The sequence below is a fragment of the Desulfoluna butyratoxydans genome (genome assembly GCF_900699765.1).
Classification (GTDB): Bacteria; Desulfobacterota; Desulfobacteria; order Desulfobacterales; family Desulfolunaceae; genus Desulfoluna; species Desulfoluna butyratoxydans.
This window is the reverse complement of the sequence record NZ_CAADHO010000007.1, coordinates 226187-242688: the sequence shown is the minus strand read 5'-3', so window position 1 is coordinate 242688 and position 16502 is coordinate 226187. Positions and strand designations below refer to the sequence as shown.

The following is a 16502-nucleotide window of genomic DNA, read 5'->3' as shown; positions in this document are numbered from 1 at the left end:
CCAGACAAAAACAGGCGATGGAAGGGGCTCGCCCTTCCATCGCCCGGATGTACGAAAATTCGGTAAAAAACAGTCGTGTTTGCCTTTATGCTTGCGCTACTTCTTTTTCTTCATGGCCGCCATGAGCAGCTCGCCCATGGTCCCCATGGCCGCGTCGGATTTGGCCTTGGGCTTTTCCACGTAGCCTTTCCAGTTGGATGCTCCGTCGGCGGCTTCGGTGGAGACCAGGGTAATACGGCGTTTCTCTTCGTCCACGGCCTCCACGAGGAGGGTGACCTCGGCGCCGGGCTTGGCGGCACTCAAGGCTGCGGCGTCTGCGGCTTCAGCCAGCTTGGACTTGGGCAGCAGGCCGGTGACTCCGGGCTCCAGTTTGACGAAGATGCCGTAGCTCTCTTTCTTCTCCACGGTGCCCTGAACCTTGGACCCCACGGGGTATTTCAGGGCCGCGCCCTGCCAGGGATCTCCGTGGGCGTCGCGCATGGAAAGGGAGAGGCGTTTTTTCTCCAGGTCGATGGCCTTGACCACCACCTGAACGGTCTCCCCCTGGGACACGGCGTCCTCGGGCTTTAAAATTCGTTTGGTGTAACTCATCTCGCTGACATGAACCAGACCCTCGGTACCGGGGGCCACTTCCACAAAAGCTCCGAAGGGCGCAAGGCGCACGACCTTGCCGCTGAACTGCTCGCCCACGCGGATGGTCTCTCCGGCCAGCTCCCAGGGATCCTGGGACGCCTGCTTCACGGACAGGGCGATACGGGGAGCGTTTTTGCCCTCCACAGCATCGATCTTCAGGACCTTAACAGGGAGAGTGTCTCCCACGGTCACCGCCTCTTCACAGGACTGCACACGGCTCCAGGAGAGCTCGGAGATGTGGGCCATACCCTCCACTCCGGCATGAAGCTCCATGAAAGCACCGTAGGGCATCAGCTTGATCACCTTGGCTTCCACGGTATCGCCCTCGGAAAGGTCTTTGAGGAATGCTGCACGAACCTCTTCGAGTTCTGCCTCAAGAAGCTTGCGCCTGGAGATGACGATGTTTTTGCCCTCGCCTTCGATGCGGGTCACGAGAAAAGGAAAGCTCTTGCCCACAAACTCCTCGCCGCTTTCAACAAAGGAGGTATCGATCTGGCTTACGGGACAGAAGGCCCGCTTGCCCATGAGGGAGACGGAAAAACCGCCCTTGATCTGTTCGTTGACCTTCCCTTCCACCGGTGTCTTTGCCGCAAAGGCGTCAAAGAGCATCTCCATGGTTCCGGCCCCGGACATCTGCTTGGAGAGGACCACCTCACTTTCGGTGGCGCTGACCACATAAAGGGTCACCATGTCACCGACCCCGACGGTCAGTTCACCGTCTTCGTCGGTGAGTTCCATGCGGTCCACCACGCCGTCGCTTTTTGTTCCGGTGTCCACGTAAACGCTGCTCTCTCCGATGGAGATCACCTTTGCGTCCACCTTGTCACCGCTTTTCAGCTCCTCACCCAATCCGTCGCCATACGCATCCAGCAACGCCTCAAAGCTCTCCTCTTCAGGAACGCCCATATCACCCTTGTCGTTCATCATACTCTCCGACATGCCCCCTGGCGGGGGGATCTGGTTCACCCGGTATCTGACTGTTGATTACCTGCGTTGTGCCGGCGTCTCACTCCGTTGCTGTTGAAGGGCTCTCCCCGGTTAACCCAGGGGGTGCGAGCCAAAAAGACGCAGCACACGACACCATTTCGGCATGGGGTGAGAAAATCCCCGCACCCTGCATGGCCCCGCCCGTGTTTTCCGGGCGAAAAGGGGCATGCCACGGCCGAAATGCCGTCAACAGCTCATCTATAAACTGTATTCATCAAATACGCCACCCTTTTTCACTCGGTCCGAATGCAGAAACCCCGTGGTATTCAAGCCTATCCTCAGCAGGGCTTCCTTGCCAGGGGGACCCATGCGGCCGAGCCGGCAAAGCAAACGCCCGGATCACTCGCCCCGGAACACCTGCAGCACATCGGGATTATCTCGGGACCTCCACCACAAGGCGCATGCCCACTTCGCTGCAGCCTCGGGACGGATCCGAGGCTTCCCGCTTGGCGCACCGGGCGTTGTAGGCATAGGTCGCCCAACCACCGCCTCGCACAACGCGATTCGTGCCGGAAGGCGCCCCTTTCGGATTTTTCACAGCCTTTCGCGGGTAGCGGCCATACCAGTCCCCGCACCACTCCGCCACGTTGCCGTGCATATCGTAAAGTCCCCAGGCGTTGGGCTCAAAACTTCCCACGGGCATGGTGCCGCTGGAAGCGGTCCCTGCCGGGCATCCCCCCCAGCTGGCATTGGCGTCCACATTGGCATCTACCGAGCCCAGACACTCTCCGGATGAAAACGCAGACGTCCCGCCGGCACGGGCCGCGTACTCCCACTCCGCCTCGGTGGGCAGGCGGTAGGCGTTTCTGGACCGACCGTTGATCCACTTCAGGTACGCTTCGATATCCGCACAGGTGAGCCCTGTTACCGGGTGATCGTCCCCTTGGGGAAACCCGGGGTTCTTCCAGGAATACTCCCGGCTCTGGGTCCAGATGTAATCTTCCAGGGCAAAGGCTCCCCCGGCCGTCTCTGCCTCGCTTTTGTACCCGGAATCATCCACAAAGGCCTGCCACTGGGCCAGGGTGACTTCCTTGTCCTGCATGAAAAACCCCTGGGTAAGGGTCACGGGATGGGACTCTTCGTCCCCCTTGCGCCTTGGTTCGGAAGACGGGCTGCCCATGGTGAACGAACCCGGCTTGATGTAGACAAAACGCCCCCACTCCCCCTTAAAGGAAGAACGGGGCTTGAGAAACACCTCAACCCAGGCGTCCTTGCCGGGGGCGACAACCACTTTGGCCTGCCCGGGCTTGAACAGAGGCGAACTCACCTTGACCGTATGGGTTCCGGCGCTCACCGTCTCCCCGCTTTTAAAAGACTCCCCGTTGAGACGTACCGACGCCCCCTTCGGCTTGACCTTCACATAAAGCCGCCCCTTTTTCGGGGGTTCCTTCGTGAGGGTGGCGGTCAGGCTGCGCGCCTTGCCCCGCTGGATGTCCACGCTGCCGTTCCAGGCCAGGTAACCCTCTTTGCTCAGGCTCACTTCATGGGTGCCGGGTTTCAGGGTAATATCGCCCACAGGGGTGGTGCCCTGCTTTTTCCCGTCGATGTATAGCTCTGCCCCGTTGATGTTGGCCGACACCTTGAGCTGCCCTTCCAGGGGCTTGCGTTTCGGCTTGGGCGGGACCAGCTTTACCACGGCCACAGGCGCCGTCGCTGGCTTGGGCTTGGGCTTGACGCGCGGCGTTTTCACCACCACAGGGGCAGGCGCCGCCGGCGCGGCAAGCAAAAAGACAAATTCTCCGCCCTGGTCGCCGGTGTTGCGAATGGACCGGCAACGGGGAGGCAGGACCCCGGAGGCGCGCAGCTCTTTTTTCATGCCGCTGAACATCTCCATGGTGGTCAGGCACGGCCCTTTGGACGAAAGGGCCGAGGCAACGCCGCGCGCAAAAACGCTGATCCCGTCATTTTCGGCCACGGGCAGGGTGTTGCCTGATATCATGGCCCAGCGGCTGCGCTTATTGAAGAGACCCACGTAGTAGTCACCGTCCCGGCGAGATGCCAGCCGGTGGGTGGCCCCGAACATGGTGTCCCCCAGGGCCGCGTCCGAAAGGATCAGCACATCGCGCGCCTTCATGGTGTTCACCGCGTCCTGGATCTCATGGTCTGCGATCCAGGTGGCGGCATCGTCGGACCGGGCATCGCTGGGAAGCCACCACGCCTTCCGCGAAGCCTTGTCCGTATGGGAGGAACCGGAGAAATAGATCAACACGCTGTCGTTGATCCCCATACCCCTGGCCAACCCGCGAAACTCGCGCATCACCGAGGCCCGACCGGCCTCTTCATTAATCAGCAGCTTCACGTCGAAGCCTGCCCGGCCCTTGAGGGCATCAGCCACATGGCGGGCCCCGGTCACCGCGGCAGGCGACCCTTCAATGACCGAATCAGCGTAGGTGTCGATACCGATCACCAGGGCTTTGTAACTTCCCACCGCCCCCTGCCGCCGCTCCAGCTCATCAAAGGTTTTCACGTCCGCCAGGGCAGTTGCCGCCCACACTGCCGTCAAAAAAATCACAATAACGGATCTGATTGCTCTCGCCATGGTCTCTCTCCACCTTACTCGCTGGTCTTTTCACTTGTGAAATGAGGATTGGTCCCACCTTTGGTCCGTCCTCGCTGGCCGTTGATGCTGGTGTATTCACCCTTGGCTGTGTTTTTCGTCCCCCCCAGAATGGAGGCATACGTTCCCCGGGCTTTGTTTCCTTTGCCACCGGCAACAATGGAAAAATCACCGCTGGCCTTGTTGCTTTCCCCCCCGAGAACGGCACTGCAGTTGCCACTCACGGCGTTGCCGCGACCGGAAACCACGCTGCCGAAGCCTTCGAAGCGGTTGGCTGCCCCCACCACCAGGTTATGGGACCCGGAGCCTGTGGCTCCGTAGCCGATCACCACGTTCCCCTTACCGTTGACCTTGTCGGCCTTGCCCGTGCCGTTGGTTACGTAAAGGTTGACCCCGTTAAAATAGATGTTGCCGCCTTTGCGGGTGATGTTGGCAAGGAGGCCCTCAAGGGCCCTTACCCTGGCCTCCAGCTCCGCCACCCGCAGCTGGAGCTCCGGAGAACCGGCACCGGCCTTCACCACGGGAACGGCCTTGGGGATATCCTCCTTCCTGGCGTACCCGGAGAGAAGCTGCATCAGCTCACTGTCCCGGGTAATGGAGTCGTCGATGAAGGACTCCCCCACCACGCCCCGGCAGATGCTGTCTCCGGACAGCAGCGCCACCGGCTCAGGCGTATCGGGCTTGGGCACCGGAGCTGCCGCCACCACCTTCACATCTGCACCGGCTTTGCGAAAACGGGCCGCTACCTCGGCATCGGCCATGGTCTCGTAGGAAGCAATCTCACCGGGATCTGCGAGGATCATCAGGTGCTGCATCTGATGGTCCAGCCCCCCGTCTGCTTTCTTCTGGAACAAAAGGACATAGATGGCCGGTTCGGCCTTGGCCCGGGCGCTGCCCGCTTTTTTCACACGGGCGGAAAAAGCAGCCGACATGTAGCGGTCCCCCAGAACCCGGACGTCCAGGGGCTTTTCCAGGGTCACGTCCCGCTTGTAGCGATGCAGTTGGGTTTTGCCCACGCTGCGGAGGGCGTTGGTCATGAGTTCTGGCTGCACTTTGCCGCCAAAGGCCTGGGCAAATCGCGAGGCCGTCTCCACATCTTCGACTTTCTTGGCCGCCGCAGGCCACGGCATCATGAAAAACACGGCAAGAACACATGCGATCCATTGAAATCTTCGTCTGGTCATTACACCCCCCGAAAAGGTCATTGGCAGTTACGTCGAAAAAAGACAGAGGCGATGCGGCCCGACGGGCGCCGCTTGTGTGCATCTCTGTTTTTTCCGAGTCCTTTCATTTGTCACGAATCGTATCCATGAAGGCGGCCGAAAAGGAGAACATCACATAAGAAAAGCGGCCGTTGTGTGTGTTGTGAGGCAGGGTTGTTCATCGCGGAAGGCCCCTCCCGAAAGAACCGGGAGCCGGGCGTCCCACATAGCGATCATGCCGGCACCGCCATAAACATGGCTGATGCCGGCATATCGATCAGAGCGTCGTGAGGCCCAAAGGCATCAGAAGCTGAAAGAGACTTTCGCCGTGTAGAGCTCCCAGTCTTTGGTGTAGCTGGGGCCTTCGATCTGGCCATCAACAACACCCATGGCGTTGGACGGGTAAAAATCCGTGTTCCCGTCGGAGTTCAGCATGATGGCGCCCCCGCGCATCTTATGTCCCTCGAGCTTGAGGATCCAGTTCTCGGTGATATCGAACCGAAGGGAAAGGGCCAGGTCCTTGAGGTAGGCTCTGTGTTCCTGACCGGGGGGATATCCGCCTGCTAAACCACCGGAGTCAGCCCACCTCTTAGCAGCATCCTCCCCGTCCTTGTCGTCCCGGTTGGCGTAGTACTCGGAGTAATAAGTACCCACCTCAAACCAGTCGGTGAACCGGTAGGTGATCATGCCGTAGTAGCCTTCGCTGTCAAAGTCCGCTGCAGGTGAATCTTCGGGAATATACCCCGGGGATACCATTTCGTAGTTGATGCGGTTGTATTCGGTGGAGAAGACAAAGTCCCCTACGGCATACTGCAGGGAGGTGGTCCATCCCGTCTGGGTCACCTCAATTGTGGAAGGGTCTTTTTGCAACTCAGGAGGTATGGTCACACTGCCGTCAGGAGTACTTGTAATATCTGCATTGAAGTTCATCTCCCAGCCACTCAGGCCAAAGGAGAGGCCTTCAAGGGGAGACTCCCAGAGCACGCTGCCCACATAGGTGCGGTCCACCTTGTTGTTGGAGACGTCCACACCCAGGTAGATGGGGAACTGGTCTTCCAGAAGCCGCATCTCAGGGCCGTCGTCCTCAAACTGGTTGACCCCGCCCAGGAAATGGTACTCAAAGCTGCCCACCTTGCCGGCCGGGGCATACCCGTAGTACTCAAAGCCGTTGAGGGCGTTGATGGAGTCTCGCCACCCCTCGTTGTACACACTCTGGGGAAGCAGCACCGAGGTACGCAGCATGTCCACGTCCCGGCTGGTGTTGTAGAGGCCCTGGGGCATCTTGAGCTTACCGGCCCTGAAGTTGGCCCACTCGGTGAAGGAGTAATCGGCATAGGCCCAGTCGATGGTTACGTCGTTGTTTCCCAGATTGCCAAAATCCCGGGAGAAGAACTGGATACCCAGACGCAGCCGGTCGCTGACGTCCGAGGTGAAGTTGATGCCGCGCTCGTTGAAATGATACGTGCCGCCGTTATCGGTATCCCCGAAAAATTTGTTGTCCGAGGAGAGAAGGTACCCCTGGGTAATGAAACCGTGAATACTCACCTGCCCCTCAGAGCCCAGCTCCAGGGCACCGGCAGACTGCGCCGATAGAAACACCAGAATCACGGTAAACAAAATGGCCGTTCTTTTCATCATTGTTGTTAGCCTCCGCATCGATAAAGGTATGTGAAATATAATCGTAAACAAGGTTAGATGGTCATTTCGCTCAAGATCTTCACCTGGTCCGTGGCAGCGCCTGAGGAGACAAAGCCGATGGCCCCTTTTGTCTTCTCAACGTACTCCACGAGGTCCCGTTCTTTATCAAAACTCTTGGGTGCCTGGCCTCCTCCGGTAAACACCTTCTTTTTCCAATACCGCGTGAAGGTGCTGTGATTTTTCTTGAGGTATTTGTTCAAAAACGCGTCCTGGGTGTCACCTTTACCAAGGATAACAAACTGTACACGCATGCCGTTTTCCCATACTTTCTTCTTCCCGAGGTAGATATTCCGAATCTCCCGCTGTTCAAGGGAAGCGACGGGAACGCTTCGATTGCCGATGACTCTCAACTGCTCTGCAGATACACTGCCCGCTACCAGGCAGAGAATCGAAGCAACCAACATGCACCTTAGAACCATTCTCATCATTCCTTGCACTCCTTCCTTCCTTTCGTGGTGAAAATCATCGCTCAGCATTACCAAACAAATTGTGCACACACAGAATACCAACCGTATGGAATTAACATTGTTATCCTTTGTGCACTACTAATTTCCTCACAAGGTGTCAATACCGTTCGTGTTACAGACTACTCACCACCGCATCACGCGCAGAGCTGCGAAGGCTTGCCAGCTCTGCGGATGAGGCGGCGGAAGCCCCTCTGGAGACAATATCGATAACGGCCTGCCCTTTTTTGGGAAAAAAGAGGCGAACGGTCCGATCCTGAGCGGTCCAGACCCTCTGGGCCCCCTCTTTCCCGGTCTCCCGGCTGGCCACCCCGTACCTCAGGGAGACCAGCTCCTCGAGTTTATCAAGGGAATCCGACAACTTGACCGGAAGAACATAGCGCACACCCACCAGGCGATCCCCGGCCAGTCGATACATCAGGTGCGCAGGCCGCTTGAACAAAGAGACGCGATACAGCAGTTCGTGCCGCCCCATGCGTTTCGGGGCGATTTTTTCAGAGGCCATCACCTCGAAACGGTTCATGCCCCAGCGCACACTGCGGAAGTCAAAGCTCTCCGCAACCGCGCTTCGCGAGGCCAGCAACAGGCCCAGGGCACAAACCAATCCGTTAATGAGATGACAAGGTTTCATCTGTCCCCCTGCCTGTAAGGGCATTGCGGATGGATGCGGAAAGCTCCCTGATTTCAAGGGGCTTCATGAGCAGAAAATCGATCCCCGCGTCCGAGACTTCCCCTGCCGAAAAGCTGTCGCTGTATCCGGTGCAGATGATCACCGGCACCTCCGGTCGCAGGGCTTTGACCTTGCGGGCCAGGGCGACACCCGTCATCTTGGGCATGGTCAGGTCCGTCACCACCAGGTCAAAGGCTTCTGGGGATTTGGAGAAAAGGTCGAAGGCCTCCCGGCTGTCCGTAACGGATGTCACCGTATACCCCAGGCGCTCCAACATGGCCCCGACCATCTCGGCCAGATCCGGCTCGTCGTCCACAAAAAGGATGTTCTCCTGTCCGCGGGCAAGCCCTGCTGCAACCTTGGGTTCTTCACCGGCACGTCCTTCGGAGACCGGAAAGTAAAGGTGGAATACGCTGCCCTCTCCCTCCTCGCTCTCCACGCGAATCGCCCCGCCGTGGACCTTCAGGATGCCGTGGACAACAGAGAGCCCCATGCCGGTGCCCTGGCCCTTTCCCTTGGTGGTGAAATAGGGATCGAAAATGCGTTTTTTCACCTCAAGGTTCATGCCGCAGCCCGTGTCTCCCACCGAGAGCTTCATGTACGCACCGGGCTCCAGTTCGATGAACTCATGCACGTCCACCTCATTTAAGGTGACCACGTCCAAAAGAATGGACAGGGTCCCTCCGTCGGCCATGGCATGGGCCGCGTTGGTGCACAGGTTCATGAGGATCTGGTGAATCTGGGTGGAATCTGCGTCGATGGGATAGACCTTGGAGGTCATGGACTGCTTGATCTCAATGGTGCTGGGAAGGCTTGCCCGGAGGAGTTCCAGGGATTCCCCGATAATCTGCTGCATGAAGACCGGCTTCTTCTCATGGACGGTCTGCCTGCTGAAGGAGAGAATGTGGCCCACCAGGTTTCTGGCGCGCTGGGAGGCTTTGTAGATCTGGTCGATGCTTTTTCGCGCCGGATTGGACTCGTCCACATCAAAACGGGCAAGCTCGATGTACCCAAGGATGGCGGCCAGCACGTTGTTGAAGTCATGGGCGATGCCCCCGGCAAGGGTCCCCAGGGCTTCCATTTTCTGGGCCTGCCTGAGCTGCTCTTCCATGGACTTGCGGGCCGAGGTGTCCCTGACCAGGGTCAGCTTTCTGAAAGGTTCCCCCTGGGTGTTGCGCAACAGCCAGCTTCGAACCTGGGTGGGCACCCGGCTCCCACCCTTTTTAATGTACTCCTTTTCGTACTCCCCGGATTCGCCCTTGGCAAGGAGAGCAGGAGCCACGATGCGTGACTCCAGCAGGCGCCACTTTTCCGGCGTTATCTGTTGCTCAAAGCGATCGCACACCTCCTCCAGGGGGTATCCGACCATGTCGAGGAACGCGGGGTTGGCATCTTCGATGCGCCCGTTCAAGTCCGTAAACAAAATGCCGTCGCGGCTTGTCTTGAACAACTCTTCATATCGTACACGATCATCGGACGAACCCCTTTCAGGCCCCTGTTCTTCAACATGGATGCCTTCTGATTCGAGGAGCCGCCGGGCACGGGCCAGGCTCTGTTCATCGCCATGTACTACAAGAACCGTTCGGTCAGAGTCCCGGTTCAATGCCACCCCCTTTTCTCTTTTTCTGGAAGAGGTTATCACGCAGTGCACACATTATGTTTACTCATATCGGCACGCGATCGGTTTATCTTTATGCCAAAACGGTGGGTTCCGGGAAAAAGGAGCTGCATTTTCCCGTGCATATTGCATCTTGCGACGGCGACTCCCTCCCCTGCTCTGCACGGGATTCAGGCCTGTCTTGTCACCGCCGGATCATTTGATTATCACGACACGTTCAACGAGGGTTTCTAACACACCTGTCCCGGCAGCACCACCCCTGCCTGCCTCTTTTACCTCCCCATGCGCCCCCGGACCGACTATTTTCTAACAAAGCGATCCGCCCAGGCACAATAGAACTGTTATTACGTTCGCTTACCAAAGCAAGAACCAGGTAGTCCAAAGTACTTCCATCTTCTGAATTTTCAGTGCCTGGGGGTAAACCACACCATCTGCAGCACGGATGCCTTAATCGATGGATGCCCTCGACGCGTGAAATATCCGGGCTGAAACTCGGGCACAGAGGCAGGCGCCCCTTCACTCCTGTTTTTACACAGGATTGCACTCCAGCAAAGCAAGAACAGAGGCCCTTACGCGGCGCCGCCCCCTTGCAATTCACCAGCCCGTGTTTATATTGGAGTGACCATGAGCCATTATAACGAAAACATACCCGACCCCAAGGAACTCGAAAAGGAGATCGGTAATTTCCTCAATCAAAAGTTTGGCGGAAACGTAAAGATCGTCTCTCCCTTCTCGAAACCCGAGCGGGACAAAACCGAAGGCAAGAGCGTCAGAGCGGAGAAGAAGGGTTTTCAACTCGACTTCGACATGAAGCCTGAAGACCTGGTGGCCTATCTGGACCAGTTCATCATCCGTCAGGAGAGGGCCAAAGCCGTACTGGCAACAAAAATCTGCACCCATTTCAATCGAATCCGCCACTTGGGGGACGAGGGACGCAAGACCTCCGGCATTGTGGGGGGCATCAAAAACAACGTCCTGATGATCGGCCCCACCGGCGTGGGCAAGACCTACATGATCAAGCTCATCGCCGACAAGATCGGGGTCCCCTTTGTCAAGGGAGACGCCACCAAATTCACAGAGGCAGGCTACGTGGGCGGCAACGTCGAGGACCTGATCCGGGACCTGGTGCGTGAAGCCGACGACGACATTGAGCGGGCCGAATGCGGCATCGTCTATATCGACGAAGTGGACAAAATCGCCTCCTCACCCAACCTCGTCGGAGCCGATATCTCCCGCACCGGTGTCCAGCGGGCTCTCCTCAAGCCCATGGAAGAGACCGACGTAGAACTCAAGGTCCCCCATGATCCCGTCTCCATGCTCAAGGAGATGGAGCGCTACCAGAAGACCGGCAACCTGGAAAAGCAGGTGATCAACACCGGCAACATCCTTTTTATCATGAGCGGCGCCTTCAACGGCCTGTCCGAAATCATCGAAAAGCGCAACCGTAAAAAAAGCATCGGTTTCGGCGCCACCCTCCACGACAACGCGGACACCGACGCCATCTTCCGCGAGCTGCGCACCGAAGACCTGGTGGAGTTCGGCTTCGAATCCGAATTTGTGGGGCGCCTGCCCGTACGCACCACCCTGGAGTCCCTCTCCGAGGACGATCTCTTTGAGATCCTTAAAAACCCCAACAACCCGGTGATCCTGAGCAAAAAGCTCGATTTTTCATCCTACGGCATCAGCATCCGGTTCGACGATGAGATTCTCCGGGAGATCGCGCGGCGTGCCCACCTTGAAAACACCGGGGCCCGAGGCCTCGTGAGCGCGGTGGAGGATGTGCTCCTCCCCTTTGAGACCCGCCTGCCCTCCACGGGCCGGAAAGAGTTCCCCGCCACCATCGAAGCGGCCCTGGAGCCTGAGGAGACCCTGCGGTCTCTGTCGGATCCTGCCATGGCCGACGAATGGGCCGCCCGCTTCCGGCATCTGGAGGCCCTGGAAACAGAATCCCTGTCCGGGTACATCACCAACCACTGGGATCAACTCACCGTGGGCCACCTGCTGCCCATGACGCCCTGGCGAACGGACCTGGCGTCAACGCTCTGTATCGCAAGCGGAATCTCCACGGGACGCGCCATTGAGAGAATTCATTCACATTATGAAGAGGTTAAAAAACTTGAGGTGAATTTTTTCTCGAAATTTGGTATGCATGTCCTGTTTGATGAAGAGGCGGTGGATTTCCTCATGGATCAGATCCTGACGGCCGGGGCCACCTTCGACGAGTTGTTTGCAAAAATCACCGGAGATTTCGAGCTCGGTCTCTCCCTGATCCGGGAAAAAACCGGCAAGACTCACTTCTTCATCACACGGGAGGCCCTGTTGTCGCCGGAAACCTTCCTGGACGACCTCATCAAAGAGGAGCTCGTGGGAAAAACCGACGCCATCCGCCTTCCCGACAACACTAAGACATAACGAGTCCCTGTCGGCAGCCCTCGTTTCGCCCTGGGATTCGACACCATTCAAACGAGATACCAACAAAGGCCCCGTTTTGAGGGCCTTTGCTGTCACAACCGGAGAGTATACGTAGATGATCGGAATATCCAAACTCTACTGCGGAACCGTGGAACCCTCAGACGCCCTGCGCTACGGACGCCATTCCGGGAGCCTTCCTTCCCACCTGCTTCAGTTTTCCAAAGACAAAAAGCCTGTGGTGGTCTGGAACTGCACCCGGGCATGCAACCTCAAATGCATCCACTGTTACGCCCAGGCCAAGGCAACCGGCGAAGACAACGAAATGACCACCGAAGAGGGTAAAGCCCTCATCGACGACCTGGCGGCCTTCGGTGCCCCGGTGATCCTCTTCTCCGGCGGCGAGCCCCTCATGCGCAAGGACATGCCTGAGCTGGCCGAGTACGCCGTCTCCAAAGGAATGCGCGCCGTCATCTCCACCAACGGCACCCTCATCACAAAAGAGGTGGCCCAGAACCTCAAGCGCATCGGCCTCTCCTACGTGGGCATCAGCATGGACGGCATGGAAGCCACCCATGACCACTTCCGCGGAGAAAAAGGTGCGTTCCAGGCAAGCCTCGAGGGCATCCGCAACTGCCAGGAGGCGGGCATCAAAGTGGGCCTGCGCTTCACCATGAACCGCATGAACGTCCGTGACATCCCCGAGGTTTTTAAACTCCTCGAAGAGATGGACATCCCCCGCATCTGCTTCTACCACCTGGTCTACGCCGGGCGTGGCGTCAAGATCGGCGACGAGGTGCTCTCCCACGAAGAGACCCGCAAAGCCGTTGACCTCATCGCCACCGAAGCCAAGCGCCTCCACGACGCGGGCAAGCCCAAGGAAGTCCTCACCGTGGACAACCATGCCGACGGTCCCCACATCTACCTGCGCATGCTCGAAGAAGACCCCGAGCGCGCCAAGGAAGTGCTGGAACTTCTCCAGATGAACGAAGGCAACAGCTCCGGCCACGGCATCGGCTGCGTCAGCTGGGACGGCTCCGTCTACGCCGACCAGTTCTGGCGTCACCACAGCTTCGGCAACGTGCGCCAGCGCCCCTTCTCCGAAATCTGGACCAAGCCCGAGGACGATCTTCTCCTGAAACTCAAAGAGAAGAAAAAGCACGTCACCGGCAGGTGCGCCAAGTGCAAATGGCTCGATATCTGCGCCGGCAACTTCCGCGTCCGCGCCGAAGCCGCCACCGGCGATGTCTGGGCCCCGGATCCCGAATGCTACTTAACCGATGAAGAGATCGGCTTGACCGAATAACCATAAGGGCCCGGTCAGAGACGCGGTATACACCTGCCGCCTCCGGACCGGCAGCCCATGTCGAAGGCGACGGCAAGCACGCGGCGGCCACTTCCGGTGAGCCGCCGTCACCTTAAAAGCCGGACCACCGGCCCTCGCCTTCACTGTAAGGAGTACCCGATGCTGTTCCCCCAATACCGAGGACGGCGCCTGAGAGCGTCTTCCAGCCTGCGCCGCATGATCCGCGAAACCTCCCTCTCCGTCGACGACCTGATCCTGCCCCTCTTCGCCATCGGCGGAAAAGGCGTGAAAAACCCCATCGACTCCATGCCCGGACACTACCAGTTCTCCGTGGACAACCTCGTCAAGGTTGCCAAAGAGGCCTCTGACCTTGGGATCCCCGCGGTGATGATCTTCGGCATCCCCGACAAGAAAGACCCCCTTGGCACCTCGGCCTACGCCAAAAACGGCATCGTCCAGAAGGCGGTGCGCGAGGTGAAGAACAAGGTCCCCGAGCTCACCGTCATCACCGACGTCTGCCTCTGCCAGTACACGGACCACGGCCACTGCGGCGTGGTGGAAAAGGGAAAGATCGACAACGACATGAGCCTCGATCTCCTTGCCCGTATCGCCGTCTCCCACGCCAAGGCCGGTGCCGACATGGTGGCCCCCTCGGACATGATGGACGGCCGTGTGGGTGAAATCCGGGACGCCCTGGATCAGGAAGACATGGGCGAGACCCCCATCATGAGCTACGCCGTAAAGTACTGCTCCGCCTACTACGGTCCCTTCCGGGCCGCCGCCCACTCCGCCCCCACCTTCGGCGACCGGCGCACCTACCAGATGGATCCGGCCAACGTTCTGGAAGGCATCCGGGAGGCCACCATGGACGTGCAGGAAGGCGCGGACATCATCATGGTAAAACCGGCCCTCTCCTACCTGGACGTCATCTCCAAAGTCAGGGACGAGGTGGACCTGCCCATGGCCGCCTACAACGTCAGCGGCGAATACGCCATGATCAAGGCAGCGGACCAGCTCGGCTGGATCGACGGCACCAAGGTGATGATGGAGACCCTTACCTCCATCAAACGGGCAGGCGCGGACATCATCCTCACCTACCACGCCCTGGAAGCCGCCCGGGAGCTTGGCGGGAAATAGAAGCCTGAAAACGCGCCTCCGGCGGCCCTGCCGGGGGCCAAACTTTTGAAAAGTTTGACAAACAGGACTTAAGCGCGCGCGATGCCGACTGTTTACCTATGCCGGTACACTGCGCGCATCAGACTTGCTTACTTCGCAACAGCGAAGTCTCCCTGCCGAAAGGCAGGGAGGCTTCGGTGTTGCAACCGGAATGTTTTTGCGGAGCTTTTTTCAAAAAGCGACCCGCCGGAGGCACGATACGACATGGACACGACGAAGATGCATGAGCATATGAAGCACGGAGCCCCCCACGGCCACGGCGGCGGGCACGGAAAAAAAGAGGCTGAGTTGAGGCTGGTGGCGTGGGAGACAACCCGGCGCTGCAACCTGACCTGCGTGCACTGTCGCGCGGCAGCCGAAAACGGCCCCTACCCCGGGGAGCTGGACACCGAAGCCGCCTTCAGGCTTTTGGACCAGATCGCCGAGGTGAGCAAGCCCATCATCATCCTGACCGGCGGCGAGCCCCTCATGCGCGAGGACATCTTTGACATCGCCGCTTACGGTAACAAACTCGGCATGCGCATGACCATGGCCCCCAACGGCACCCTGGTCACCGCGGAAAACGCCAAAAAGATGGTGGAGTCGGGCATTGTGCGCATCAGCCTGAGCCTGGACGGCGCCACCAAGGAGTTCCACGACGGATTCCGCGGCGTGGACGGCGCCTACGACAGCGTCATGCAGGCAGTGGAATACGCCAAGGCGGCCGGCCTGGAATTCCAGATCAACACCACCATCACCAAGGACAACCTCTCCCAGATCCCGGACATCCTGGCCAAGGCCGAGGAGATCGGGGCCGTGGCCCACCACATCTTCCTTCTGGTGCCCACGGGCAGGGGGAAATACATCGCCGACAGCGAGATCAACGCCAAAGAGTACGAGGAGACCCTCAACTGGTTCTACGACCAGCGGAACAAGACCTCCCTCCAGCTCAAGGCCACCTGCGCCCCCCACTACTACCGGATCCTTCGTCAGCGGGCCAAGGAGGACGGCGAAAAGGTCACCTTCGAGACCCACGGCCTGGACGCGGTGACCCGTGGCTGCCTGGGCGGCATCGGCTTCTGCTTTGTCTCCCACACCGGCACGGTGCAGCCCTGCGGATTCCTCCACACCGACTGCGGAAACGTCAAGGAGCAATCCTTCGGCGAGATCTGGAAAAACTCCAAGGTTTTTAAAGAGCTCCGGGACTACGACCTCCTGGAAGGCAAATGCGGCCCCTGCGAATACAAGCGGGTCTGCGGCGGGTGCCGGGCCAGGGCCTTCGAGGCCACGGGCAGCTACCTCACCGAAGAGCCCCTCTGCAGCTACAAGCCGCCGCGCATGGAGAAATAGCGTCCCACACAAAGGTCCTTGCCGGTTGCAAGTGCCGCCAGGTACCCCCAAAATAAAAAACCCTGCACGCTTAGCGTGCGGGGTTTTTTGTTTATGACACACCCCACGGTGGTCTCTCGAAAGAGCTGAAACACGACCCCGGCTGAATAATCCGAACACCTCGAAATACCACGGACCGTTGGGTGTACTCCGTGCACCAGAATGTCACCGCCCAATCCCCCATACCCCCGGCAACACCAACGCCCTTGGTATCCGAACATGGTGCACAGAGTACACCCCACAGACAAGAGGCATCTCGAAAGGAGTCAACCGTTCAAGACGTGATGAAACCAACCTGTGAACCTTTTTACACAAAATGTTAGTCTCGCCGTAAATTTTTACAAATGACGCAAATTTCTTCTTGACAGACATTCACATCCTCTGTAGGCTCCCTTCCAAAAAGTTTGAATACTC

Annotated in this window: 11 protein-coding genes; 4 read left to right on the top strand and 7 right to left on the bottom strand. The window is 58.7% G+C overall.

Features of this window, described 5'->3' with window-relative positions; all coding sequences use genetic code 11:
• Nucleotides 1-96: 96 nt before the first annotated feature.
• The 7 genes from MSL71_RS19040 to MSL71_RS19010 form a co-directional block, all read right to left on the bottom strand.
• A complete protein-coding gene (locus MSL71_RS19040) occupies nt 97-1560 on the bottom strand; it encodes a 30S ribosomal protein S1 (protein WP_180143455.1) in 1464 nt (487 codons plus the stop codon).
• A gap of 433 nt (nt 1561-1993) precedes the next feature.
• A complete protein-coding gene (locus tag MSL71_RS19035) occupies nt 1994-4159 on the bottom strand; it encodes a formylglycine-generating enzyme family protein (protein ID WP_180143449.1) in 2166 nt (721 codons plus the stop codon).
• Nucleotides 4160-4173: 14 nt separating this feature from the next.
• Nucleotides 4174-5361: a hypothetical protein gene (locus MSL71_RS19030; RefSeq protein WP_180143441.1), complete on the bottom strand. Its 1188-nt coding sequence runs from the start codon at nt 5359-5361 to the stop codon at nt 4174-4176.
• Nucleotides 5362-5682: 321 nt separating this feature from the next.
• Entirely contained in the window at nt 5683-7017 is a 1335-nt protein-coding gene (locus tag MSL71_RS19025) for a hypothetical protein (protein ID WP_180143439.1), read from the bottom strand.
• A 53-nt stretch (nt 7018-7070) separates the two neighbouring features.
• Nucleotides 7071-7505 carry a type 2 periplasmic-binding domain-containing protein gene (locus MSL71_RS19020; RefSeq protein ID WP_180143437.1) on the bottom strand — a complete coding sequence of 145 codons (435 nt, stop codon included), beginning with the start codon at nt 7503-7505 and terminating at the stop codon, nt 7071-7073.
• Nucleotides 7506-7656: 151 nt separating this feature from the next.
• The gene (locus MSL71_RS19015; RefSeq protein ID WP_180143436.1) at nt 7657-8172 is read right to left on the bottom strand and encodes a hypothetical protein; all 516 of its coding nucleotides are present in this window, start codon (nt 8170-8172) and stop codon (nt 7657-7659) included.
• Nucleotides 8150-9814: a response regulator gene (locus MSL71_RS19010; RefSeq protein WP_180143434.1), complete on the bottom strand. Its 1665-nt coding sequence runs from the start codon at nt 9812-9814 to the stop codon at nt 8150-8152. The genes MSL71_RS19015 and MSL71_RS19010 overlap by 23 nt, the downstream gene beginning before the upstream one ends.
• Nucleotides 9815-10453: 639 nt before the next feature.
• On the opposite strand from MSL71_RS19010, the gene MSL71_RS19005 reads away from it, so the two are divergent.
• The 4 genes from MSL71_RS19005 to ahbD all read left to right on the top strand — a co-directional run bounded on the left by MSL71_RS19005 (nt 10454) and on the right by ahbD (nt 16049).
• Entirely contained in the window at nt 10454-12241 is a 1788-nt protein-coding gene (locus MSL71_RS19005; RefSeq protein ID WP_180143432.1) for an AAA family ATPase, read from the top strand.
• A 115-nt stretch (nt 12242-12356) separates the two neighbouring features.
• Entirely contained in the window at nt 12357-13544 is a 1188-nt protein-coding gene (gene ahbC, locus MSL71_RS19000) for a 12,18-didecarboxysiroheme deacetylase (RefSeq protein ID WP_180143430.1), read from the top strand.
• Between the two features lie 159 nt (nt 13545-13703).
• On the top strand, nt 13704-14681 hold the full coding sequence (hemB, locus tag MSL71_RS18995) for a porphobilinogen synthase (protein ID WP_180143428.1): 978 nt from the start codon (nt 13704-13706) through the stop codon (nt 14679-14681).
• Nucleotides 14682-14924: 243 nt separating this feature from the next.
• On the top strand, nt 14925-16049 hold the full coding sequence (ahbD, locus tag MSL71_RS18990) for a heme b synthase (protein WP_425484445.1): 1125 nt from the start codon (nt 14925-14927) through the stop codon (nt 16047-16049).
• The last annotated feature ends 453 nt before the right edge of the window (nt 16050-16502 follow it).

What these genes read in the sequence shown, in the direction of transcription:
- MSL71_RS19040 (WP_180143455.1), bottom strand. Translation starts at nt 1,560, where the DNA reads ATGATGAACGACAAGGGTGATATGGGCGTTCCTGAAGAGGAGAGCTTT.
- MSL71_RS19035 (WP_180143449.1), bottom strand. Translation starts at nt 4,159, where the DNA reads ATGGCGAGAGCAATCAGATCCGTTATTGTGATTTTTTTGACGGCAGTG.
- MSL71_RS19030 (WP_180143441.1), bottom strand. Translation starts at nt 5,361, where the DNA reads ATGACCAGACGAAGATTTCAATGGATCGCATGTGTTCTTGCCGTGTTT.
- MSL71_RS19025 (WP_180143439.1), bottom strand. Translation starts at nt 7,017, where the DNA reads ATGATGAAAAGAACGGCCATTTTGTTTACCGTGATTCTGGTGTTTCTA.
- MSL71_RS19020 (WP_180143437.1), bottom strand. Translation starts at nt 7,505, where the DNA reads ATGATGAGAATGGTTCTAAGGTGCATGTTGGTTGCTTCGATTCTCTGC.
- MSL71_RS19015 (WP_180143436.1), bottom strand. Translation starts at nt 8,172, where the DNA reads ATGAAACCTTGTCATCTCATTAACGGATTGGTTTGTGCCCTGGGCCTG.
- MSL71_RS19005 (WP_180143432.1), top strand. Translation starts at nt 10,454, where the DNA reads ATGAGCCATTATAACGAAAACATACCCGACCCCAAGGAACTCGAAAAG.
- ahbC (WP_180143430.1), top strand. Translation starts at nt 12,357, where the DNA reads ATGATCGGAATATCCAAACTCTACTGCGGAACCGTGGAACCCTCAGAC.
- hemB (WP_180143428.1), top strand. Translation starts at nt 13,704, where the DNA reads ATGCTGTTCCCCCAATACCGAGGACGGCGCCTGAGAGCGTCTTCCAGC.
- ahbD (WP_425484445.1), top strand. Translation starts at nt 14,925, where the DNA reads ATGGACACGACGAAGATGCATGAGCATATGAAGCACGGAGCCCCCCAC.